The organism is Microbispora sp. H10885 (genome assembly GCF_014161415.1).
Lineage (GTDB): Bacteria > Actinomycetota > Actinomycetes > Streptosporangiales > Streptosporangiaceae > Microbispora > Microbispora triticiradicis.
Genome location: NZ_JABBWY010000006.1, coordinates 250,945 through 273,216 on the forward strand (window position 1 = coordinate 250,945; position 22,272 = coordinate 273,216).

Consider the following 22,272-nt stretch of genomic DNA (forward strand, 5'->3'; position numbering starts at 1 on the left):
CCCGGCACCCGTACGTTGCGGTCAACGTCCCCGCGCCCGCCGGGGTTCCTGGGGATCTCCCCCGCGCCTATCGCCGTGGGCGAAACCGCTCCCCCAGGCCGGCGATACCCCAGAGGGCGACGCGCCAGAACGCCTCAAGAATGATCTTACGGCTCATCTTGCTGCTGCCCACCGTGCGCTCGACGAACGTGATCGGCGCCTCGGTCACCCGCAGGCCCTGCCGCACGGTCCGGAGCGTGAGGTCCACCTGGAAGCAGTAGCCCTGCGACTCGACGCCGTCCAGCTCGATCTTCTCCAGGGTGGCCGCGCGGTAGGCGCGGAAGCCCGCCGTGGCGTCGCGGACCGGGATGCCGAGGACCAGCCTGACGTAGGTGTTCGCGCCCCGGGACAGGAACTCGCGCGAGGCCGGCCAGTTGACGGTCTTGCCGCCGGGCACCCAGCGCGAGCCGATGGCCAGGTCGGCGCCGTCGGCCACCGCGTCGAGCAGCTTGTGCAGCTCCTCGGGCTGGTGGGAGCCGTCGGCGTCCATCTCGACCAGCACGTCGTAGCCCTCGGCGAGGCCCCACCGGAACCCGGCGATGTAGGCCGCGCCCAGCCCCTGCTTGCTCGTCCGGTGCAGGACGTGGACGTGGTCGTCCCGCTCCGCCAGCTCGTCGGCGATCCGGCCGGTGCCGTCCGGGCTGTTGTCGTCGGCGACGAGGAGGTGGACGTCGGGCAGCGCCTCTCGCAGCCGCCGCGTGATCAACGGGAGGTTCTCCCGCTCGTTGTAGGTGGGGACGATAACGAGCACCCGCCCTGGGGTCCGCTCCATCAGCTTCTCCTCCGCCCAGAGATGGCCCCAGAGACGGCCGCCACCGTCGCTCCGGCTCCCATGAGTACCAAAACCCACTCCGGTAGCGCACCTACCCTTGCCGCCACCGTCTTCTGCGTCCTGACCGGCACGTCCAGCACGTTCATGCCCGCCACGAGCTCACCGGTCCGCCAGCCGACCCGGCCGTCCGGGCCGACGTACGCGGAGATCCCCGTCGTCGCCGCGGTGACCACCGCGCGGTTGAACTCCACCGCGCGCAGCTGCGACATCGCGAGCTGCTGCGGGGGCAGGTTGGTGAGCGCGTAACTGGCGTTGTTGGTCTGCACCACCAGGGGCGTGCCGCCGGCCAGCACCGCGTCGCGCACCGTGCCGTCGAACGCGACCTCGTAGCACTCCACCGCACCGATCGTGACCGGCCCCATCCGCAGCGCGCCCGGCCGGTCGCCTGCGACGGACTGCCGGCCGACCAGGTTGGCCCGCGACGACAGGGCCAGGAACAGGTCCTTGAACGGGGTGTACTCCCCGAACGGCACCAGCCGCCGCTTGTCGTAGTACGCGCCGGGGCCGGTGACCGGGTCCCAGACCACGCCACGGGTGGCCCGGTTCTCGGCCCCGATCTTGACGACCGCGCCGACCAGGACCGGCACGCCGACGTCCTTGACCGCCGAGTCGATGACCTCCCGGGCGTACGCGCTGTCGTAGGGGTCGATGTCGGTGGAGTTCTCCGGCCAGACCACGATGTCGGGGCGCGGAAGCGTCCCGGCGCGTACGGCCTGCGCCATGCGGTGCGTCTCGTCGGCGTGGTTGCGCAGCACGACGGCGGGTTCGTCGCCGAGGAAGTTCATCCCCCGCCCAGGGACGTTGCCCTGGATGACCCCGATCCGCACAGTCCTGCCCTCGTCGCCGGGCCGGGGCACGATCAGCCCCAGCACTGGTACGGCTATCGCGGCGAGGAACGTTCCGGCAACCACCCGGTCCGCGCGCCATCTCGGCGGACGCCCTCTGACCAGCGCGGCGAGCAGCGCGCCCGTGAAGGCCACGGTGAAAGTTACAAGCGGCGCGCCGCCCAGGGCGGCGAAGCCCGTGTACGGCGACTCGCCCTGGCTGAAGGCCAGCCGCGCCCACGGGAAGCCGCCGACGGGGAACAGTCCCCGGGCCCATTCCTGCACCACCCACAGGCAGGCGACCCACAGCGGCCACAGGCGCAGCCGCATCACGAGCGCGGCCGCGACGGCCAGCGCCGCCCAGAACAGGCTCTCGACGCCCACCAGGGCCAGCCAGGCGTCGTCCCCGATGGGACGGACCCAGGCCAGCGCGGGCAGCAGGAACGCGAGCCCGCCCGCGTACCCGATCCAGGCGGCCCGGCGCGGTCGGGCGCCGCGCAGCGCGAGGGCGAGCAGCGCCACGCCCAGCGGGGCGCAGAACCACCAGCCGAGCGGCGGGAAGGCCAGGTAGAGCAGTACGCCGCCCGCGACGGATGCGGCGAGGCGGGCCGGTGCCTCCGGCACCCGCCACGAGCCCGCGCGGGAGGCGGCCGCCGCCGGCTCCTGCGCCGTCTTCAATGCCACGGAGCGGTCTCTCCTCGCCTCTTCCCAGCACCGGGGCATCTGTCGTGAGCCCGATGACCTGCCGCGAGCCGGTGCCACGCCTGCCCGTACTCACCGAGGTCCAGCGTCGCAGACGACTCCGGAGCCCGCCAAACCGAGCCCCGGCCACTCTACGGCCGCCACAGTGGTGATCTTCGCGAAGAGGAGAGGGGGTAAGGGGTCCCGGGCGCCCTTCGGACCGGTTCCGTCCCGTCGGCGGCGGGCGCGGAGCTCCGTTGTCTACTGGGCGCCCGGGCCCCTCCTGGGTCCAACCCCCCGGCCGGCTGGGGTGCCCCGCCTAGGCGGGACGCGGCTCTACGCCTGGTGTGCTGACGGAGGTATCCCCAGGTCAGGCCCGGGAGCCACGCTCCGTCATCGACGCAGGAGCCGACGGCGCCACAGTACGGCCAACCGGTCAGTCCCGTGCTGGACTGCGCAGCAAACTACCGACCTCAGCGCAGTTGTCAACCACTCCCTGACCAGCGCAGACATCACGTTTCCGCAGGTGGGAAGGGGGCCTGGATCAGCGCCGTCCCAGTCCCTCCAGAACCTGCGGCAGCTCACCCCTGTGGACGACGCCAAGACGGCTCGTGGCACGGGTGAGGGCCACGTAGAGGTCGCTCGGCCCGCGGGACGACTCACGCAGGATGAGCCCCGGCTCGACCACGATCACCGCGTCGAACTCCAGCCCCTTGGCCTCGGCGACCGGCAGCACCGCGACCGGCGCGTCCAGCGCGGCAGGGCCCGTGCCGACGGCGGCGCCCGGCACCGCCGAGCGGACGATCTCCCCGATCTCCGCCGCCATGCCCGCCGGGACGATCACCACGACCCGGCCCTCCTCGACCACCTCGGCCGCGGCCAGCGGGCCCGTCTCGGCCAGCGAGGCGACCGGCAGGGCCCACGGCCGCTCCCCGGTCTCCCGCACCGACTCCGGCGCCTTGAGGTCGGGGCCGACGAGCTGGAGCACGCGGGCGGCGACCTCCATCAGCTCGGCCGGGGTGCGGTAGTTGACGGTGAGGCGCTCCTCGCGCCAGCGGCCCGCGACGTACGGGTCGAGGACCCGGCCCCAGCTCGCCGCGCCCGCGGCCGACCCGGTCTGCGCGATGTCCCCGACGATCGTCATCGACCGGCTCGGGCAGCGGCGCATCACCATCCGCCAGGCCATCTCCGACAGCTCCTGCGCCTCGTCCACGATCACGTGGCCGAAGGCCCACGTACGGTCCCGGGCGGCCCGCTCGGCGGTGGTGAGGTAGGGGTCGTCGGCCTGGTGCCGCTCGGCGAAGCGCTCGGCGTCCATCACGTCGGCGAGGCCGGTCAGCTCCAGCACCTCGCGGGCGTAGGCGATGCGCTCCTCGCGCTCCTGCTCGGCCCTGCGCGCCGCGCGCAGCACGCCCTCGTCGATATCGCCGAGCAGCTCGGCGGCCTCGTCGAGCAGCGGCACGTCGGCCTCGCTCCACCAGTTCTCGCCCTGCTTGTCTCCGGCCTTCTCGCCGGGCCCGTCCCCGGGCCTCTCGCCCGTCCTGGGCGGCTCGCGCAGCAGCAGGTCGCACTCCCGGGCGTCCAGCCCCGCCGCGGCCATCCGGCCGCGGTCGGTGAACAGGCCGATCAGCAGCTGCTGGGGCGTGAGGTACGGCCACAGGCGGTTGAGCGCCACCCGCACCGGTTCCTCGGTGCGCAGCTCCTCGCGCAGGTCGGCGAAGTCGGCCTCGTCGAGCGAGCCCCGCCCGAGATGCCGGGCCGCCTGCCGGGTGAGCGCGGTCAGCAGGTGCCGGACGAACACGGCCCTCGCCTGGTTGTGCGGGCGGCGCGAGCGGCCGGCCTTCGAGCGGGCCGCCTCCAGCGTCTGCCGGTCGAGGGTGAGGGTGAACTTGTCGAGCCTGATCTCCACGGGCGTGCGCGGCATCCGCTGGCGCTCCCGCACGGCCCGCTCGATCACGCGGGCCATCGCGCCCCGGCCCTTGACCGCGGCGGCCTCGGCGGGCTCCCGCCTGCCCGGGGTGACACCCGGGTACAGCTCGCCGACCGTGGACAGCAGCACGTCGGTCTCGCCGAGGGACGGCAGCACCTGCTCGATGTAGCGCAGGAACGTGAGGTTGGGCCCGAGGATCAGCACGCCGCGGCGTTCCAGGCGCTCCCGGTAGGTGTAGAGGAGGTAGGCCGCGCGGTGCAGGGCCACCACGGTCTTGCCGGTGCCCGGCCCGCCCTGGACGACGAGCACGCCGTTCAGGTCACTGCGGATGATCTTGTCCTGCTCGGCCTGGATCGTCGCGACGATGTCGCGCATCCGGCCGGTGCGCTTCTCGCCGAGCGCGGCCAGCAGGGCCGCCTCGCCGTTCAGCGTGGCCCGGTCGGCGTCGCTGATGCGGTCGAGGTCGAGCAGGTCGTCGTCGATCGAGGTGACCGTGCGGCCCCGGCTGTGCAGGTGCCGCCGCCGGGTGACGCCCATCGGGGCGGCCGGGGTGGCCCGGTAGAACGGTTGCGCCACCGGGGCCCGCCAGTCGATGAGCAGCCGGTGCTGGTCGTCGTCCGACAGGCCGATGCGGCCGATGTAGAGCCGCCTCTCGTCGGCCCGGCCCTCATCGGCCCGATCTTCTGCCGCGTGGCTCTCTTCCGCCTCGTTCTCGTTCTCGTTCTCTTCGGCGAGGTCGAGGCGGCCGAAGCACAGGCCGTGCTCCACGGCCCACAGACGGGCGAGGCGCTGGGCGTACATGCCGGCGAACGAGTCGCGCTCCGAACGGTTCTGGTGGGTGCCGGAGGCCCCCTGGGCCAGCACGGCGTCGAGCTGCCCGCGCGTGCGTTCCCGCAGCACGTCGAGGCGCTCGTACAGCGTCGCGACGTACTTCTGCTCCCGGGCCAGCTCGCCCGTCGAAGATGGTGGCATAGGCCGCCAGATTCTACGTGCCGTCCCGCCCTTTTCCATCATCGGGCGCGACGTCGTCCCACTGTGCACCCTGGCGGGCCGTTTGACCGGTTTGGTCGGTCACCCCTCGGCGGCTCCTGCCTCCGGTTCTCTTCCGAGCACCGGGGAGCGGTAGTCGTACGGCGTACTGAGGACGACCGTCGTGCGGGTGCTGACGTTCGCGGAGGCGCGGATCTGCTGGAGCAGTTCCTCCAGGCCGAGCGGAGAGGCGACACGCACCTTGAGGATGTAACTTTCATCCCCCGCGACGCTGTGGCAGGCCTCGATCGCGGTCAGATGGCTGAGCCGCACCGGGGCGTCGTCCGGCGCGGAGGGGTCGTTCGGCTTGATCGAGACGAACGCCGTGAGGGGAAGCCCGATCTCGTCGTAGTCGACGAGCGCGGCGTATCCACGGATCACTCCGCGCTTTTCGAGCCTGCGTACGCGCTGGTGCACGGCGGAGACCGAGAGCCCGGTCTCCTTGGCCAGATCGGTGAAGCTCATCCGGCCGTCCGCCGCCAGCAGCGTGACGATGCGGCGATCTATCTCCTCCACCCCAGCAACGGTAGCGGCGGCGGGACCCGGCCGGGGAATCGCCGCCGGACCCCTTCCGCGATGGAACGATCTCACTCCCGGATGTGCCCCGCCCGCGCCGCCCGGGCCGGTCCTGACCGTCGGGGTGGCGCGGGCGACGCGCTCCAGCGGGACGATCTCGGCGATCACACGACGACGAGCTCCCTGGTGGTGCCGTTCAGCCGCTCGCCCGCCGTCTCGCCGCAGACGACGATGTCCTCGATCCGGGCGCCGTGACGTCCCGGCAGGTAGATTCCGGGCTCGACGGAGAACGCGAACCCCGGCCGCATCTCCTCGGTGTTGCCCGCGACGATGTACGGCTCCTCGTGGGTCTCCAGGCCGATGCCGTGGCCGGTGCGGTGGACGAAGTACTCTCCATACCCCGCCTCGGCGATCACCTCGCGGGCGGCGGCGTCCACGGACTCGCAGGTCACCCCGGGCCGCACGTGGGCGCAGGCGGCCTCCTGGGCGGCTCTGAGCACCTCGTAGTACGCCGCGAAGTCGGCCGGCGGCTCACCGACGCAGTACACCCGGGTGGAGTCGGAGCAGTAGCCGCTCGGCATCGTGCCGCCGATGTCCACGACGACAGGCTCCCCGGGCCGGATCACCCGGTCGGTCAGCTCCGCGTGCGGGCTCGCGCCGTTCGGGCCGGAGCCCACGATCACGAAGTCGACCCGGGCGTGCCCCGCCTCGACGATCGCCTCGGCGATGTCCCTGCCGACCTCGCGCTCGGTGCGGCCCGCCTTGAGCAGCCCGGGGACGAGGGCGTGCACGGCGTCGATGGCCGCCCCGGCCTCCGCCAGCGCCGCCTTCTCGGCGGGCGACTTGCGCATCCGCAACTCACGCAGCACGTCGCCGGCCAGCGTCTGCTCCGCGCCGGGCATCGCCGCGCGGAACCGCAGCGACTGCAGCGCCCACATGCGGTCGGCGAGCCCGACCCGGGCGACCGGGCCCAGGCGGCGGGCCACCTCGGCGAACGGGTCGTCGGTCTCGTCCCAGGCGACGAACTCGACACCGAGCCGGGAGGCGGGCGAGTGCTCCGCGGCGGGCAGTTCGAGGCGCGGCACCATCAGGAACGGCTCGCCGGACGCCGGCACGACGAGACAGGTCAGGCGTTCGAGCGGCATGGCGTCGTACCCGGTGACGTAGCGCAGGTCCGGGCCGGGCGTCAGCAGCAGCGCGTCGAGACCGGCGCGGCCGGCGGCCTCGCGCACGGCGGCCGGGCGGGTCGTGGGATACAGGGCGGAGGCATCCGGAGACGTCGTTGTCACGATGCCCAATCTAACGAGATCCGGACCCCGATGGCGTACACGGGGACCCTTAGCACAGACGCACGCGGGCGGGCCGCGAGAGGCAGCGGCTTATTCCACGCCGTAGAAGAATTCCAATCCTCGGGGTAAGCACTACTGCTACGCTCCGCGTCAGGACGATCACGAATCGTCCGCACGACAGTGCAAGAGCGGCATCGAGAGCGAGACAGATGGTCGGCGTAGTGGGCGGCGCGAAGCCCGCCCTTCCCCCCGCGGACAGCCCGGACGTGACTCCCGTCGCCGCCCCCGTCGGCACCCTTCCCGCCGGAGCGCCCTCGGGCGTCGCCGTGCCCGAGCCGGGACCCGCCGAGTACGGGCCGCCTCCGGCGCTGCTGGAGCCCGTCCCCGAGCGGGTGCCGGAGACGGTCGCGGACGCCGGCGGACGGCGGTGGGCGGAGCTGGTGGTGACCGAGTCCTGGCGGCAGACACAGGAGGCGCGGGAGCGCGCCGCCGAGGAACGGCGCGTCACGCTGGCGCTGCGGGAGGCGATCCTGCCCGAGCCCGGCGCCTCGATCGAGCTGCCGTACGCCCGGATCGCGGTCCGGTACGTCCCGGCCGGCCGGGAGTCGAGCCTCGGGGGCGACTGGTACGACGCGGCCCCGCTCCCGGACGGCCGCATGTTCCTCGCCGTCGGCGACGTGTCGGGGCACGGCCTGCCCGCGATCGCGGAGATGGCGCAGCTGCGGCACGCCCTGCTCGGCCTGAGCATGACCGGGGCCTCCCCCGGCATGCTGCTGTCGTGGCTGAACGCCCTGGTGCTCACGCGCCTGGACGACACGACCGCGACCGCGGTGTGCGGCCACTTCGACCCGGCGTCCCGCCTTTTCACGTGGGCACAGGCGGGGCATCCCGCCCCGATCCTGGTGCGCCGCGGGGGCGTGCGCCAGCTCGGGGCGCCCAGGGGAGTCGTGCTCGGGGCGACGTCGAGCCTGCCGTACGGGGTGGCCGACGTCCGCCTCGAGCCCGGCGACCTGCTGCTGATGTTCACCGACGGCCTCGTGGAGCGACGCTCGCGTGACATCGGGGCCGGGGTGTCGCTCGTCATGCGGGCGGCCGCCTCGACCGGCGCGACCGGGGCCGACCTGGACGCGAGCCTCGACCGCCTGCTGGAGGCGATCGGCGGCCCCAACCCCGAGGACGACACCTGCCTGCTGGCGGTGGCGGTGACCGGAGACGGCCCGCGCACGGCCTGACAGGCGTGACAATGGTCGGGTGCTGATGCTTCTCGACACCCCGTCGCTGTACTTCCGTGCCTTCTACGGGGTTCCGGACTCGGTGACCTCGCCGGACGGCATGCCGGTGAACGCGGTGCGCGGGCTCCTCGACATGATCGCCACCCTGGTCCGGCAGCACTCGCCCCGGGAGATCGTCGCGTGCATGGACGCCGACTGGCGTCCCGCGTTCCGGGTGGCGGCGATCCCGTCGTACAAGGCCCACCGGGTGGCGAGCGGCGACCAGGAGGAGGTGCCGGACACGCTGGCCCCGCAGGTGCCGGTCATCGAGGAGGTCCTGGACGCGCTCGGGATCGCCCGCGTCGGGGTCGACGGCTACGAGGCCGACGACGTCATCGGCACGTACGCGACCGCCGCCGGCACGGCCGTGGACATCGTCACCGGCGACCGGGACCTGTTCCAGCTCGTGGACGACGACAAGCCGTGCCGGGCCCTTTACACAGTAAGGGGAATTCGGAACCTGCAGGTCGTCGACGAGGCCTTCGTCCGGGAGAAGTACGGCATCCCCGGCCGGGCGTACGCCGACTTCGCGACGCTGCGCGGCGACCCGAGCGACGGCCTGCCCGGCGTCCCCGGCGTCGGCGAGAAGACGGCCGCCGCGCTCATCACCCGCTTCGGCTCCCTCCCCGCCCTGCTCGCCGCGCTGGACGAGGGCGGCGCCGACGGCTTCCCGGCGGGCGCGCGGGCCAGGCTCGCCGCCGCCCGTGACTACCTGGAGGTCGCCCCCGCCGTGGTCAGGGTGGCCCACGACGTGCCGCTGCCGGACGTCGACGTCAGCCTCCCCGCCGCGCCCCGCGACCCCGAGAGGCTGGTCGCGCTGGCGCAGAAGTACGGCCTGGACAGCCCGCTCAACCGCCTGCTCGCCACCCTGGGGTAGGCGCGGCGCCGGCAGGTCACTCGGCCTGGCAGGAATCGGTACACGCCGGTAGGGTCCGATCCCGTGGGGCGCGTGAGGACCAATTCCGGGCCGGCCGACGAGCTGCTCATCAAGCTGGACCGCGACGCCGGGGTGCCCCTGCACCGGCAGATCGAGACGTCCATCCGCGCCCGCATCCGGGCCGGCCTGATGCGAGCGGGCGCGTCGCTGCCGCCCACCCGCACCCTCGCGACAGGTCTCGGAGTGTCCCGCGGGGTCGTGGTGGAGGCCTATCAGCAGCTCGTCGCCGAGGGTTACCTCGTCAGCCGGTCGGGCGGTTACACCCAGGTCGCCGCGTCGATGCCGCCGACCGGCGCGGCCTCCGCGGCCCCCGCGACTTCTGCGGCTTCGACGGCGCGGCCGGCCGCGCGTAGTGCCGGCCTCGGTGCCGGCTGCAGGGTCGACTTCGGGTACGGGCGCACCGACGTCTCACAGTTCCCGCGGGCCGCATGGCTGCGCTCGGTCCGGACCGTGCTCACCACCACGCCCAACGACCGGTTCGCCTACCTCGACGGGCGTGGCGTGCCGGAACTGCACGAGACCCTGTGCGACTACCTCAACCGGGTGCGCGGCACAGCGGCCGTCCCCGGCAACATGGTCATCTGCAGCGGCTACGGGCAGGGCATCTCGCTGCTGATCCAGGTGCTCGTCCAGCACGGCGCCAGGCGGATCGCCCTGGAAGACCCGTCGTCCAACGACGACGCCCGGGTGCTGGCCGGCGCCGCCGGTCTGGACGTGGTCGGCATCCCGGTGGGGCCGGACGGCGTTCAGGTCGACGCGCTCCACCGAGCCGACGCCGATGCGGTCGTGCTCACGCCGTCGCACCAGTGGCCCACCGGAGGAGTGCTGTCGGCCGCGGCGCGGGCCGAGGTGATCCGCTGGGCGGAACGCCGCGGCGCGATCGTGGTCGAGGACGACTACGACGCGGAGTACCGCTACGACCGGTCGCCGGTGGGCGCCATGCAGGGCCTGGCGCCCGATCACGTCGTCTACTGCGGTACGGCCAGCAAGACGCTCGCGCCGGGGTTGCGGCTCGGCTGGCTGGTGGTGCCTCCCCATCTGGTCGCCGACGTCGCCGCGGCGAAGGTGCTCGCCGACCGCGGATCGCCGGTCATCGACCAGTTGACGTTCGCCGACTTCCTCGCCCGCGGCGAGTTCGACCGCCACCTGCGCCGGATGCGTCCGGTGTACCGCCGCCGCCGCGACGCGCTGCTGGGCGCCCTGCGCACCCACCTGCCCGATCTGGAACCGGCCGGAATCGCCGCCGGGCAGCACGTGGTCGCCTGGCTCCCGCCCGGCCTCGACGAGGCGGCGGTGGTGACGGCCGCCGCCCGGCACGGGCTCGCCATCCACGGCGTCGGCCCCTACCGGATCGCCGGCACCGGACCGGGTGGCCTCATCTTCGGCTACGCCACCCTCGGAGAGGCCGCCATCGCCGAGGGGGTCGCGCTGCTGGCGACGGCCATCCGGGACGTACGGGAACCCTGATCCCGCGTAAGCGCTGCGCGTCAGGATGCCGGGCGGATGTTCTGGTTCAGATGGAACACGTTGGCCGGGTCGTACGCGGTCTTCACCGCGGTCAGCCGGGCCAGCTTCGCGGCCGGATACGCCCGCCGCACGCCGTGCTGCCCATCGGCCAGCTCGTCGGCCGTCAACGAGTTGACGTACACCCCGCTCGCGTACGGCTCGAGCGACGCGCCGGCGGCGCGGGCGGCACCCATCCTGGCGTCGTCCTCGGCCGGGTCGCTCCAGCGGCAGCCGGCCCCGAACTCGAACATCGTGCCACGGTGACCGAACGCCGTGTCCGATTCCGGAACGTCGGCGATCGCGCCGCCGTGCGCCTGCAGGCCGACGCCCGGCAGGTCCGGGCTCGCGCTCAGGTCGGCGGCGCCGCGCAGCAGGAACGCCTCGATCGCCGCGGTGGGAAAGCTCCGCAGGTAGTGCGCCTTGGAATAGCGGCGGTAGGCGTGACCGCCGGTGGAGTCGTCACGCCGCTGGAGTTCGAGGTACGACGGTGTGGTGACCCGAGTGGCGACGGGACGTCCGAGCGCCCGCATCGCGGGGAGCAGCCGGCGGCCCTCGGCCGGGTCGCCGACCCACACGAACCCCAGCGTGGCGATCGGGCCGGCGGGACCGCTGCCGACATCGGCGGTGAACGTCGCCTGCCGGGGCGCGACGGCGTTCAGGTCGCGCCAGCCCTCGATGACCGGGACGGCGTCCTCGGCGCGGAAGTCGAACTCGGCGACCAGCGTCCGCGTGCCGACGCGATGCAACTGGAACTCGAACTCGGTGACGACGCCGAAGTTGCCGCCACCGCCGCGCAGGCCCCAGAACAGGTCGGGGTTCTCGCTGCGGCTCGCCGTCACCACGTCCCCCTCGGCGGTGACCATCGTGTAGGAGACGACGTTGTCGCAGGCCAGGCCGTACTGGCGGGCCAGCCAGCCCATGCCGCCGCCGAGCGTGAGCCCGCCGACGCCGGTGTGCGAGACGTTGCCCGCGGTGGTCGCCAGGCCGTACGCCTGGGACGCCCGGTCGAGCGCGCCGAGCAACGCGCCGCCCTGCACCCGGGCCCGGCGACGGACCGGGTCGATCCGCACGCCCCCCATGAGCGTCAGGTCGATCATGAGACCACCGTCGGGCACGGCGAAACCGGCGACGTTGTGGCCGCCGCAGCGCACGCCGATCTCCAGGTCCAGTTCCCGGGCCAGGCGCACGGCGGCGACCACGTCGGAGACGCCCGCCGCGCGGACGATCATGCGTGGACGCCGGTCGACCATGGCGTTCCACACGGTGCGGGCGGTGTCGTAGCCGGCGTCGCCAGGCGTGAGGAGCCGGCCGTCGAAGCGGGTCGCTGTCGTTCTCATGCCACTCAGGCTGACAGGAATCGGTACCCTCGATAAGGTCCGATTCCGCAGGCGTACGGAGGACCAATTCCGACGACGCCCGGCAGGTCGATCGCCGGCGCCGGTCACCGGGCGAGCGCGGTCGGAGTCCGGTCAGCCACCCCCGAAGATCCACGTGCAGGTCTGCGACACTTTGGCCGTCGTCTCAACTCCATATTCTGGATCGCCCTGGAACCACTGGTACTGGTCAGATGCCGCAGCGTTCGTCGGGAAATGCAGATATTTGTTGCTGCTGGTCAGCAGTACCGCGCCGCAGCCGTCCGCGTCGTCCAGGGCTGTAATGGCGCTGGACATCTCCGGATTGATTTTCTGTACGGCCTCGTAGTAACTCGTTCCCGACCGGAACACGGAGATGTAGTGCGTATAACTGCAATGCGCGTAGTATCTGTCGCTCCCGATTTTGCCGCTAGTGCATACGGGTGCATCCGGCGACGTGTTGTTCGTGTACCCGTCGACGAGGGCGTTGGCCGGAGCGGCCGACGTCAGGAGTGCCGCAACCGCCGCGACGAAAACCAGGGCGGAGGCGCGGGTCGTCTTTCTCATGAGCAGAACGTAAGGCGATGGGGATGCGACTTTCTTGCGTGATCCTTGCACGCGGCTTACAGCGACGCGGCCTCGCCGGTTCGCGGCAGCGGCGTAAGCGCGCACGGTGCTCGCAGGGCCGCGGAGGCGTCATCGATGGCGCGTTCACACATCCCGTCCCATGGCGGCCGTGGCTGCGGGGATGTTGACGTAGTCGCGCAGGCGGGTGATCTGCCCGTCGCGCACGGTGAGCACAACGAGGTTGGGAAGCGCGAAGTCGCCGGTGGTCACGCTGGTCCCGAGGGCCTCCTGCTCAACGATGATCGTCTCTGGGTCGCCGGTGTCGTGGATGGCAAGGGTGCGGTAACCCTCGTACTTCAGCCGGTGATCCTTCCACCCGGCGGTTATCCAGTTCACGATCTCGTCCCTGCCCGCGAGCCGGGACGGCAGGCCGGGGAGTGTGAACGGGAACTCGTGGGACGCGTCGAGGGCGTAGACGCGCCTCAGTTCATCGGCGGACTGGCTGATGGCGGCCTGGCGGTAACGCTCCAGAACCTCACGCGGACCGGCCTGTCGCCCACCGAGTGCCGCTCGCCTGGCGGTCACCCTGCGGTAGCCGATCTTCCAGCCGTCGGGCCGGCGCTCGACGATGTCGTCGTAGACGACGCTGCCGGCCGTTCCGTCGGCCTTGATGCCGATTCCTTTGGACTGGACCCGCGCCGAGCGGTCGTCGATCTGAGTGATCACGATGTTGGTGACGTGATGGCCGACCGGGTTGGCGTTGCCCAGCGTGAGCGCGGCCTCACGGATGGCCGCGGTCCCGTGCAACGAGCCGAGGCCGAAGTCGTCCAGGTCATAGGTGACATCCGGGGTCAACAGCTCGCTCGCCTGGTCCAGCCTGCCGGCGTCCGTGAGGTGGCCATGGAGATTGATCAGGTCGGTGATGTCGATGCGGTCCTGCTCCGTCAGCGTCATTGGGGTGGCCCTCCATGCTCTGGCTGATCCGTACCAGTAAAGTGAGGCATGGTCCGGTTCGATGTGATCACGGTAACGGACCATGTCCCCGGTTAGCAAGGAGAGGTGCGCGCATGGTGTCGGCAGGCCACGATCCACGGCCGGCCGCCGGGCGTCCGAGACGTGCGGACGCCCGGCGGAACTACGAGCAGCTGATCGAGCAGGCGAAAATCGCGTTCGCCGAGTTCGGCGTGGACGCCTCACTCGACGAGATCGCTCGGCGGGCAGGGGTGGCCAGCGGGACGCTGTACCGGCATTTCCCCAAGCGGCTGGATCTCATCGAGGCGGTGCTCTCCGAGCAGATAGCCCAGTTGGTCGACCTTGGCCACCGGCTGCTGACGGCCGAGGACGCATTCGACGCGCTGTCCACCTGGATGCGTGCCGTGCTCAGGCATGGCCTGACCTATCGGGGCCTGTCGGCCGCCGTGATGGACTCGGCCCTCAATCACGAGGATGGCCCGGTATCGACCTGGCACGCGCAGCTGTTCGAGGCGGGAGCGGCGTTGCTGGCGAGGGCGCGGCAGACAGGCGTGATCGTCTCCGACGCGAACGACGCGGACGTGATGAGGATGATCGGCGCTATCGCCTGGGCCGCCCAGGACGCCCCCGACAGCTCAGCTCAGGCCGACCGTCTGTTCGCCCTCCTCATGAACGGACTCCGCCAGGGCGGCGTCCACCGATGACCAGGCCGTGCGAGCCGTGGCAGCAGACGCCGGAGAAGCTCACCCGCCTGCGGAGCGGCCGACCGGTCAGGATGTGGGACCGGACCGCGCGGCAGGACCATGGATGATCTGTTCCAGGCAGTCGCGGAACAGATCGTCGACGGTGCGGCCGGGTTGGAAGTACTCGGCCACACCGGCCATCACGGTGGGGTACGCCGCGGCGTACGCGGCCATGTCGAAGCCGTCCAGGGCGTCCGCGTCGGGGCGCCCGGCCTGTTCCTCCAGGACGTAGCCGACGGTGAAGCGCAACACCGTCAACACGATCAGGCGCGCCTGCGGCAGGGGAATGCCCCGCCCGACCAGCGTGCTCATCGCCAGCTCGGAGATGTCGGCCATCTTGAGGGACAGTTGGGAGGCCGCGATGATCCGGGCTCCGTCCGGGTGGGCCAGCAACGCGCGCCGCAGCCGCCCGGCCAGGCCGATCAGCCAGTCCTGCCAGCACTCGTCCGGCGCGGGCGGCGCCGGCTCGGGGAACTGCTGCTCGAGAATCGCCTCGGCGATCGCGGTGACCAGCGCCGCCTTGTTCGAGAAGTGCCAGTAAAGGGTCGGCGACTGTACGCCGAGCCGGGCGGCCAGTTTGCGCGTGGTCACGCCGTCGAGACCCTCGGCATCCAGTAGCGCGACGGCCTCGGTGACGATCCGCTGCTTGTCCAGAGCCAATCCCGGCACCTCCCCTCCGCACCCTATCAGTGGTAGAGTTCCCTATCAGTGATAGAGATTGCGGCGCCAGAGGAGGCGACGATGAGACACCGGCACTCGCTCCGCGACCTGCTGCACTGGGCGACCCATCGCATTCCGGGGATCCCCGCGCACACCGAGCAGCCCACCGGGCACCAGGGCCAGGCCCGCCACGGCCATGGGTGGCGGCACTCGCCCACGCACCACCGTTCGCACCACCGTTCGCACCGCCAAGGGTTCAACCACTCTCCGGCCCGTCCGCCTCGCGTCCTGGCGGCGTGGCAGACGCGGATCGCCCGCTTGTTAGGCCAGGAGCCGGCATGAAGGCAGCGGTGCTCCACGAGGCCGGCGGCATCCCGCGCCACGAGGACTTCCCCGATCCGGTGGCCGGCGACGGCGAAGTGATCATCGACGTCAAGGCGGTCGCCGTGGAGAACGTCGACAAGGCGATCGCGGCCGGGACGCACTACGCCAGCGAGAAGTACATCGGCCGGTTTCCGGCGATCCCCGGCTTCGACGGCATCGGCGCCCTCCCGGACGGCACGCTCGTCGGGTTCGGCGGCATCCGCCCGCCCTACGGCGCGCTCGCCCAGAAGGCCGTGGTGTCCCAGGGCTCCTACGTGCGGATCCCCGACGGCATCGACCCGGCGGTGGTGGCCGTGATGGCCTCGGCCGTCACGGCGATGTCGATGAGAACGGCCGCCGGGTTCGTTCCCGGGGAGACGGTGCTGGTGCAGGGCGCCACCGGGGTGGCCGGGCGGCTCGCGGTCAAGGTGGCCCGGCTGCTGGGCGCCGGCCGGATCGTCGCCACCGGCCGGGACGACGACCAGTTGCGGGAGGTGCAGGCCATCGGAGCCGACACGGTGATCAATACCGCGGTCTCCGACGAGGCTCTGGCGCAGGCGTACCTCGACGCCAGGGGGGACGGCTACGACGTCGTCATCGACTACCTGTGGGGCAGGCCCAGCGAGATCCTGTTGCGCGCACTGGTGCCGCGGTCGTTCGCCTTCGCCAAGCCGACCCGGGTGGTCCAGATCGGGGAGTCGGCCGGAGCCGAGCTCGCCCTCGCCGGGTCGAGCCTGCGCACCTCCGGCGTGGAGATCTACGGCGCGGCCAAGGGGCTCGACCCGCAGACCATGGACGAGGCGTACCAGCAGATCGTGACGTGGACGCGGGCCGGCGAGCTCACCTTCGACGTGGAGAAGGTCCCGCTGAGCGACATCGAGACCGCCTGGCAGCGAACCGACCTCAAAGGCAGGCGCCTCGTCGTGATCCCATGACCGGCCGTATCGCGGGGCGCGATCGGTGACGACAGCGCGCCCGTGCGGCGGGCCGGCCGCGGCGACGGCATCCGCATGACCCCCGAGGCGATCGACCTGGTCGTCAAAAATGCCGCCTGAGTCGCCGACCACCCACACTCAAACCGCTACTCCGTCCACGACCTGTGTGCCGGCGGAGCCACAGACGCCGCCGACGCGACCATGTCCGGCATCTGCCGAGCCGGACAACCTCCGACACCTGCGCAAACTTGTAGAAATTACTCAGCGATTTCCGGCATAGCGCAACGAATTCTTTCCCGCATCACTCTCAGACACTCCGTGGGATCCGAATCATAGAGGATGCAATTGGCACGCCAGGAATGGAGTTCATTCTCAATCTCACGGAGAGACCGAATGTAATCCCCCTCTCCTCCATGGCGCACCAAAGCGGGATTCGCGGAATTCCTTACCAGATCGAATCCGTGCAGCCGCTGAATCGCATTGCGGATCATGAGATCCCGAATCCTATGATCCTGGTCCGTGACCCAGAGGTCTGCCCAATCATGCGCCTGACTCCTGGATATTGCACCTGCGATCAAGGCCAGCCAACGGTCCTCAACATCTCTGCGGCTGGGACTTGGCGTTGCCTCGTCAGACTCTTTTGTCATGACCCCTTCCCTATTGCCGACGACTATCCTCAAGTCTACTTCCAATCGCACTATCCGAAATTCTCTCGATAACCGTTGTGGGATTCAGCGTCCCGCCCGCTCCCCCGGACCCCTGCCAGGTCGCACCCTGCTACACCTACCTGTATGAGCGGTCGTCGGCGGGCCAGCCGCGCGAGGCCTACCGGGTATCGGTGACCGTCGTGGGGGACAGGACCGGCTCCCGCAGCACCCAGGTCCGCCGGCATCCGTGGGGTGATCTTCGCAGGTCGTTTACGGCCTGATATGTCCGGGCTCGGGTAGGTTGATCGCGTGCCGTACACGACGATCCGCCTCCGGGACACCGCGAACGGCCTCCGGGACGGGTTCGCCCGCATCCGCGGTGACTTCCACCTCCCGGACGGCTTTCCCGAGCCCGTGCAGGAGGAGGCCGAACAGGTCGCGAAGGCTCCGGCCGTACCCGCCGAGGACCACACCGGCCTGCCGCTGGTCACGATCGACCCGCCCGGCTCGATGGACCTCGACCAGGCGCTGTGCATCGAGCGGCGCGGGCCGGGCTACCGCGTCTGGTACGCGATCGCCGACGTCGGGGCGTTCGTCCGGCCGAAGGGGGCGATCGACGGCGAGGCGCGGAGCCGCGGCGAGACCGTCTACATGGCCGACGGCCGGGTGCCGCTGCATCCCCCGGTCCTGTCGGAGGGCGCGGCCAGCCTGCTCCCCGGGCAGACCCGTCCCGCCGTGCTGTGGCGGCTCGACCTCGACGCGGCCGGCGAGATCGAGGCCGTCGACCTGCGCAGGGCGCTGGTCCGCAGCCGCGATCGGCTCGACTACGAGACGGTCCAGGCCGCCGTGGACGCCGGGCGGGCGGAGGGCACGCTCGCCCTGCTCGCCGAGGTGGGGCCGCTGCGGCTGGAACGGGAGTGGGTCAGGAGCGGGCTGTCGCTGCCGACGCCCGACCAGGAGGTGGTGGCCGACGGCGCCGGCGGCTACCGGCTGGAGTTCCGCGGCAACCAGCCCTGCGAGGCGTGGAACGCGCAGATCTCCCTGCTCACCGGGATCGCCGCCGCCCGGATCATGCTGGAGGCGGGCGTCGGCGTGCTGCGGGTGCTCCCCCAGGCCGGCCCCGAGGACGTCGCCAAGGTCCGCCGGGTGGCCGCCGCGCTCGGGGTGCCCTGGCCGGACGGCGCGACGTACGCCGACGTCGTGCACGGCCTCGATCCTGCCCTCCCCGGCCACGCCGCGTTCCTGCACGAGTCGACCGTGCTGCTGCGTGGCGCGGCCTATACCGCCTTCGACGGCAGCCCGCCCGAGCAGTCGCTGCACGCCGCCGTCGGCGCGCCGTACGCGCACGTGACCGCGCCGCTGCGGCGGCTGGTCGACCGGTACGGCACGGAGGTCTGCCTGGCGGCGACGGCGGGCCGGCCGGTCCCCGAGGATGTCGCGCGGGCGCTGCCCGACCTGCCCGGGCGGATGGCCGAGGGCGGCAGACGGGCCGCGGCGGTCGAGCGGGCCTGCGTCGACCTCGTCGAGGCGGCCGTGCTGCGACCCCGGATCGGCCAGGTCTTCGAGGCGGTCGTCATCGACGTCGCCGACGGCAAACCGGGCGGGCAGGTGCAGGTGGCCGACCCGGCCGTCATCGCGCGCTGTGACGGCGACCGGCTTCCGCTCGGCGAGCGCATCCCCGTACGGCTCACCCGCGCCGACCCCGCCACCCGAGAGGTCCGTTTCACCGTTGCCTGACCGGAGGCGGGCGTAATCCGGCGATTCGCCGCCTGCGAGGGGCGGCCGTCGTTATCCTGCCGACGCAGGCCACCGGCGGAGGGCACATGACGACGGACGGCTCCGCGCCCGAAGCGGGCCGCGGCCCCCGCCCCTGGGGCGAATACGCGCTCATGGTCGCCGGTCTCGCGGTCCTGTGGGGCGTCACCCAGTGGCTGAAGGAGAACTGCGAGCCGCCGGACACCGTGTGGGCCTCCGGGATCGTCGCCACCGCGCGGTTCTTCGCCGCCGATCCCCTGCGGGCTCTCGGGTACGCGGCCGAGGGCCTCCGGATGACCGCCGCGCCGGCCCTGCTGTACCTCTGCCAGGACCTGCGGGCCAGCCGGCCGCTGCGGCAGTACCTCGCGCTGTCCCTGACGCTGCTCGGCCTGGCGCTGCTCACCGCGGTGTGCGGCGTGCTGATCCAGCCGGCCTCCACCTTCTCCTACCTGTTCACGGGCCTGTTGCTCGGCACCGGCCTGACCGGCGCCGCGGGGCTCGTCCACGTGGGGTTCGCGTGGTACGCGGACCGGAAGGCGGGCCGCTGAGGGTCCCCTTCCCTCAGCGGAACGCGGGTCAGCTCACCGAGGAGTACGCGACGACTCCGCGGCGCATGGCGTCGACGGCCTTGCCGGCGTTCTCCGCGACCTTGCCGCCCCTGGGCGCGGCCTCCCTGATCTGCCCGAGCAGGTCGAGCAGCTGCTTGATCCAGCGGACGAAGTCGCCCGCCGCGAGGTCGCAGTCGGTCAGCACGGCGTCGAGGCTGTGGCCCTTGGCCCACCGGAAGGCCGCCCAGGCGAAGCCGACGTCGGGCTCGCGGACGAACGACAGGCCGTGGTCCTGTTCGATGCCCTCCAGCTCACCGAACAGGCGCACCATCTCCGCGAGCGCGTCCCGGGCGGCGCCTGCCGGGATCTTGGGGCTGCGCATGTCGTCGGACTGCCGCGACTCGTAGACCAGCGCCGACACGCAGGCGGCGAGCTCGGCGGGGTCGAGCCGGTCCCACACGCCCGCCCGCAGGCACTCGGAGGTGAGCAGGTCGAGCTCGGTGTAGAGCGAGGCGAGCCTGCGGCCCTCCTGGGTGACGGTCTCGCCCTCCAGGTAGCCGAGCTGGTCGAGCACCCCGCAGACCCGGTCGAAGGTCCGCGCGATGACGTGGGAGCGCCCCTCGACCCGGCGGCGCAGGCCCTCGGTCTCCCGGAGCAGCTTGTAGTAGCGCTCGGCCCACCGCGCGTGGTCCTCACGCTGGTCGCAGCCGTGACAGGGATGCTGCCGCAGCTCGCGGCGGAGCCGGAGGATCTCCTCGTCCTCCGCTGCGTGGTCGCGCGCCCGGGGCGGCTTGCCGAGGTCGCGGTCGCCCAGCTTCGCGTGCACGGTCGAGACGAGGTTCGCCCGTTCCTTGGGCGAGCGGGGGTTGAACCCCTTGGGAATCCTGATCTTGTCGACCGGCTCCACCGGCACCGGGAAGTCGGCCGCCGACAGCCGCTTCACCTGCTTGCCGATCGTCAGCACGAGCGGCGCCGGCCCTTCGTGGCCCCGGGCGTTGGTGCCCGGGTCGAGCACGACCGCGATGCCCGCGCGCCGCCCGCCCGGCACCCGGATGACGTCCCCGGGCTTGAGCTCCTCAAGCGACTGCACGGCCTGGGCCCGCCGGGCCGCGCCCCGCTGGCGCGACAGCTCCGCCTCGCGATCCGACAGTTTCCTGCGCATCGCCGCGTACTCCTGGAAATCCCCGAGGTGGCAGGTCATCGCCTCGGAGTAGCCCTCCAGGGCGTGCTCCGCCTTGCGGAGCTGGCGGGCCAGCCCGACCACCGCCCGGTCGGCCTGGAACTGGGCGAAGGAGTCCTCCAGCAGCGTGCGCGCCCGCTCCCGGCCGACCTGCCCGACGAGGTTGACCGCCATGTTGTACGACGGCTTGAAGCTGGAGCGCAGCGGATAGGTGCGGGTGCCCGCGAGGCCGGCGACCGCGAGGGGGTCCATCCCCGGCTGCCAGACCACCACCGCGTGGCCCTCGATGTCGATGCCGCGCCGCCCGGCCCGTCCGGTGAGCTGGGTGTACTCCCCCGGGGTGAGGTCGGCGTGGGTCTCGCCGTTCCACTTGTCCAGCTTCTCGATGACCACCGACCTGGCCGGCATGTTGATGCCGAGCGCCAGCGTCTCGGTCGCGAAGACCGCCTTCACCAGGCCCTTGGTGAACAGCTCCTCGACGACCTCCTTGAACGCGGGCAGCATGCCCGCGTGGTGGGCCGCGAGGCCGCGCTCCAGGCAGTCGCGCCATTCGAGGTAGCCGAGCACCGCGAGGTCCTCGTCGGGCAGGTGGGCCGTGCGCTCGTCCACGATCTGGCGGATCTCGTGGCTCTCGGTCTGGGTGGTGAGGCGCAGCCCGGAGTAGAGACACTGCATGACCGCGGCGTCGCAGCCGTTGCGGGAGAAGATGAAGGTGATCGCCGGAAGCAGGCCCTCGGCGTCGAGCTTCTCGATCACGTCGGAGCGGCTCGGGGTCGTGCCCCGGCCAGGTCGCGAGTAGCCCCGCCTGCCCCGGGCCTGCGCCAGCCGCATCTCGTCGCGGGAGATCCGCATCAGGGACGGGTTCACCCGCAGGACGCCGTCGCCCTCGTTGACGAACAGGTCGTACATCCGGTTGCCGACCAGCATGTGCTGCCACAGCGGCACCGGCCGGTGCTCGTCGACGATGACCGTGGTGTCGCCGCGCACCTCGCCCAGCCACTCACCGAACTCCTCGGCGTTGCTGACCGTCGCCGACAGGGCCACCACCCGCACCGACTCCGGCAGGTGGATGATGACCTCCTCCCAGACCGCGCCGCGGAACCGGTCGGCGAGGTAGTGGACCTCGTCCATCACGACGTACGCGAGGCCAGTCAGCGTGTTCGACCCCGCGTACAGCATGTTGCGCAGGACCTCGGTGGTCATCACGACGATCGGGGCCTCGCCGTTGACGCTGTTGTCACCGGTGAGGAGACCGACCTTGCGCGCGCCGTACCGCCGGACCAGGTCGTTGTACTTCTGGTTGGACAACGCCTTGATGGGCGTGGTGTAGAAGCACTTGCGGCCCTGCTCCAGGGCCAGATGGACGGCGAACTCCCCCACCACCGTCTTGCCCGACCCGGTGGGCGCGGCCACCAGCACGCCGTCCCCCGCCTCCAGCGCCTGGCAGGCGTCGATCTGGAACTCGTCGAGCTCGAAGTCGTAAAGTTCGCGGAACGAGGCGAGAGCCGGCCCGGCACCGGACTGCCCCTCACGGAAAGCGGCGTAGCGTTCCGCTGGCGTACTCATACGTCAACCCTACCGATAACGGGATTCCGGGCAGCCCTTCCCGCTTCACCGTCGGGGCGCTCACACCCGCCGTCTTCCCTCGTCGCTCGTCCCTCGCTCCTCAGTCCAGATCGGCGGCGCGCCCCTCCGG

General features: G+C 71.8%; 17 protein-coding genes. 7 read left to right on the forward strand and 10 right to left on the reverse strand.

The window, feature by feature from the left end:
• Nucleotides 1–67: 67 nt before the first annotated feature.
• The 5 genes from HHX37_RS17805 to HHX37_RS17825 all read right to left on the reverse strand — a co-directional run bounded on the left by HHX37_RS17805 (nucleotide 68) and on the right by HHX37_RS17825 (nucleotide 7,140).
• Entirely contained in the window at nucleotides 68–811 is a 744-nt protein-coding gene (locus HHX37_RS17805; RefSeq protein WP_138461107.1) for a polyprenol monophosphomannose synthase, read from the reverse strand.
• Nucleotides 811–2,379 carry an apolipoprotein N-acyltransferase gene (gene lnt / locus HHX37_RS17810; RefSeq protein WP_310740422.1) on the reverse strand — a complete coding sequence of 523 codons (1,569 nt, stop codon included), beginning with the start codon at nucleotides 2,377–2,379 and terminating at the stop codon, nucleotides 811–813. Before lnt ends, HHX37_RS17805 begins: the two co-directional genes overlap by 1 nt.
• A gap of 541 nt (nucleotides 2,380–2,920) precedes the next feature.
• The gene (locus tag HHX37_RS17815) at nucleotides 2,921–5,278 is read right to left on the reverse strand and encodes a HelD family protein (RefSeq protein ID WP_182886132.1); all 2,358 of its coding nucleotides are present in this window, start codon (nucleotides 5,276–5,278) and stop codon (nucleotides 2,921–2,923) included.
• A 99-nt stretch (nucleotides 5,279–5,377) separates the two neighbouring features.
• A complete protein-coding gene (locus HHX37_RS17820; protein ID WP_117408305.1) occupies nucleotides 5,378–5,851 on the reverse strand; it encodes an Lrp/AsnC family transcriptional regulator in 474 nt (157 codons plus the stop codon).
• Between the two features lie 164 nt (nucleotides 5,852–6,015).
• Nucleotides 6,016–7,140, reverse strand: coding sequence for a M24 family metallopeptidase (locus HHX37_RS17825; protein WP_310741320.1), 1,125 nt, complete (start codon nucleotides 7,138–7,140; stop codon nucleotides 6,016–6,018).
• Between the two features lie 209 nt (nucleotides 7,141–7,349).
• Here HHX37_RS17825 and HHX37_RS17830 point away from each other — a divergent pair, with 209 nt between their 5' ends.
• The 3 genes from HHX37_RS17830 to HHX37_RS17840 all read left to right on the forward strand — a co-directional run bounded on the left by HHX37_RS17830 (nucleotide 7,350) and on the right by HHX37_RS17840 (nucleotide 10,815).
• Nucleotides 7,350–8,372 carry a PP2C family protein-serine/threonine phosphatase gene (locus HHX37_RS17830; RefSeq protein WP_117408306.1) on the forward strand — a complete coding sequence of 341 codons (1,023 nt, stop codon included), beginning with the start codon at nucleotides 7,350–7,352 and terminating at the stop codon, nucleotides 8,370–8,372.
• 25 nt (nucleotides 8,373–8,397) lie between these two features.
• Nucleotides 8,398–9,288 (forward strand): 5'-3' exonuclease, encoded by an 891-nt coding sequence (locus tag HHX37_RS17835; protein ID WP_182874674.1) that lies wholly within the window; start codon nucleotides 8,398–8,400, stop codon nucleotides 9,286–9,288.
• Between the two features lie 72 nt (nucleotides 9,289–9,360).
• Complete coding sequence (locus HHX37_RS17840; protein ID WP_310740423.1) at nucleotides 9,361–10,815, forward strand: PLP-dependent aminotransferase family protein; 1,455 nt, start codon at nucleotides 9,361–9,363, stop codon at nucleotides 10,813–10,815.
• Between the two features lie 20 nt (nucleotides 10,816–10,835).
• On the opposite strand, the gene HHX37_RS17845 is transcribed toward HHX37_RS17840, so the two are convergent.
• The 3 genes from HHX37_RS17845 to HHX37_RS17855 all read right to left on the reverse strand — a co-directional run bounded on the left by HHX37_RS17845 (nucleotide 10,836) and on the right by HHX37_RS17855 (nucleotide 13,727).
• Complete coding sequence (locus HHX37_RS17845) at nucleotides 10,836–12,191, reverse strand: FAD-binding oxidoreductase (protein WP_182886134.1); 1,356 nt, start codon at nucleotides 12,189–12,191, stop codon at nucleotides 10,836–10,838.
• Between the two features lie 132 nt (nucleotides 12,192–12,323).
• Nucleotides 12,324–12,773 carry a hypothetical protein gene (locus tag HHX37_RS17850; protein ID WP_182886135.1) on the reverse strand — a complete coding sequence of 150 codons (450 nt, stop codon included), beginning with the start codon at nucleotides 12,771–12,773 and terminating at the stop codon, nucleotides 12,324–12,326.
• A 144-nt stretch (nucleotides 12,774–12,917) separates the two neighbouring features.
• Nucleotides 12,918–13,727, reverse strand: a complete 810-nt coding sequence (locus tag HHX37_RS17855; RefSeq protein WP_182886136.1) for a nuclear transport factor 2 family protein — start codon at nucleotides 13,725–13,727, stop codon at nucleotides 12,918–12,920.
• Between the two features lie 113 nt (nucleotides 13,728–13,840).
• Between HHX37_RS17855 and HHX37_RS17860 the strand changes: the two genes are divergently transcribed.
• Entirely contained in the window at nucleotides 13,841–14,449 is a 609-nt protein-coding gene (locus HHX37_RS17860) for a TetR/AcrR family transcriptional regulator (RefSeq protein WP_182886137.1), read from the forward strand.
• 66 nt (nucleotides 14,450–14,515) lie between these two features.
• Here HHX37_RS17860 and HHX37_RS17865 read toward each other — a convergent pair whose 3' ends face one another.
• Entirely contained in the window at nucleotides 14,516–15,157 is a 642-nt protein-coding gene (locus HHX37_RS17865; protein WP_220502944.1) for a TetR/AcrR family transcriptional regulator C-terminal domain-containing protein, read from the reverse strand.
• A gap of 329 nt (nucleotides 15,158–15,486) precedes the next feature.
• On the opposite strand from HHX37_RS17865, the gene HHX37_RS17870 reads away from it, so the two are divergent.
• The 3 genes from HHX37_RS17870 (at nucleotide 15,487) to HHX37_RS17880 (ending at nucleotide 19,396) form a co-directional block, all read left to right on the forward strand.
• The gene (locus HHX37_RS17870; RefSeq protein ID WP_182886138.1) at nucleotides 15,487–16,446 is read left to right on the forward strand and encodes a quinone oxidoreductase family protein; all 960 of its coding nucleotides are present in this window, start codon (nucleotides 15,487–15,489) and stop codon (nucleotides 16,444–16,446) included.
• A gap of 956 nt (nucleotides 16,447–17,402) precedes the next feature.
• Nucleotides 17,403–18,830: an RNB domain-containing ribonuclease gene (locus HHX37_RS17875; protein WP_310740424.1), complete on the forward strand. Its 1,428-nt coding sequence runs from the start codon at nucleotides 17,403–17,405 to the stop codon at nucleotides 18,828–18,830.
• Nucleotides 18,831–18,916: 86 nt separating this feature from the next.
• Complete coding sequence (locus tag HHX37_RS17880) at nucleotides 18,917–19,396, forward strand: hypothetical protein (protein ID WP_182886139.1); 480 nt, start codon at nucleotides 18,917–18,919, stop codon at nucleotides 19,394–19,396.
• A gap of 28 nt (nucleotides 19,397–19,424) precedes the next feature.
• On the opposite strand, the gene HHX37_RS17885 is transcribed toward HHX37_RS17880, so the two are convergent.
• Entirely contained in the window at nucleotides 19,425–22,142 is a 2,718-nt protein-coding gene (locus HHX37_RS17885) for a DEAD/DEAH box helicase (protein WP_117408320.1), read from the reverse strand.
• Nucleotides 22,143–22,272 lie beyond the last annotated feature (130 nt).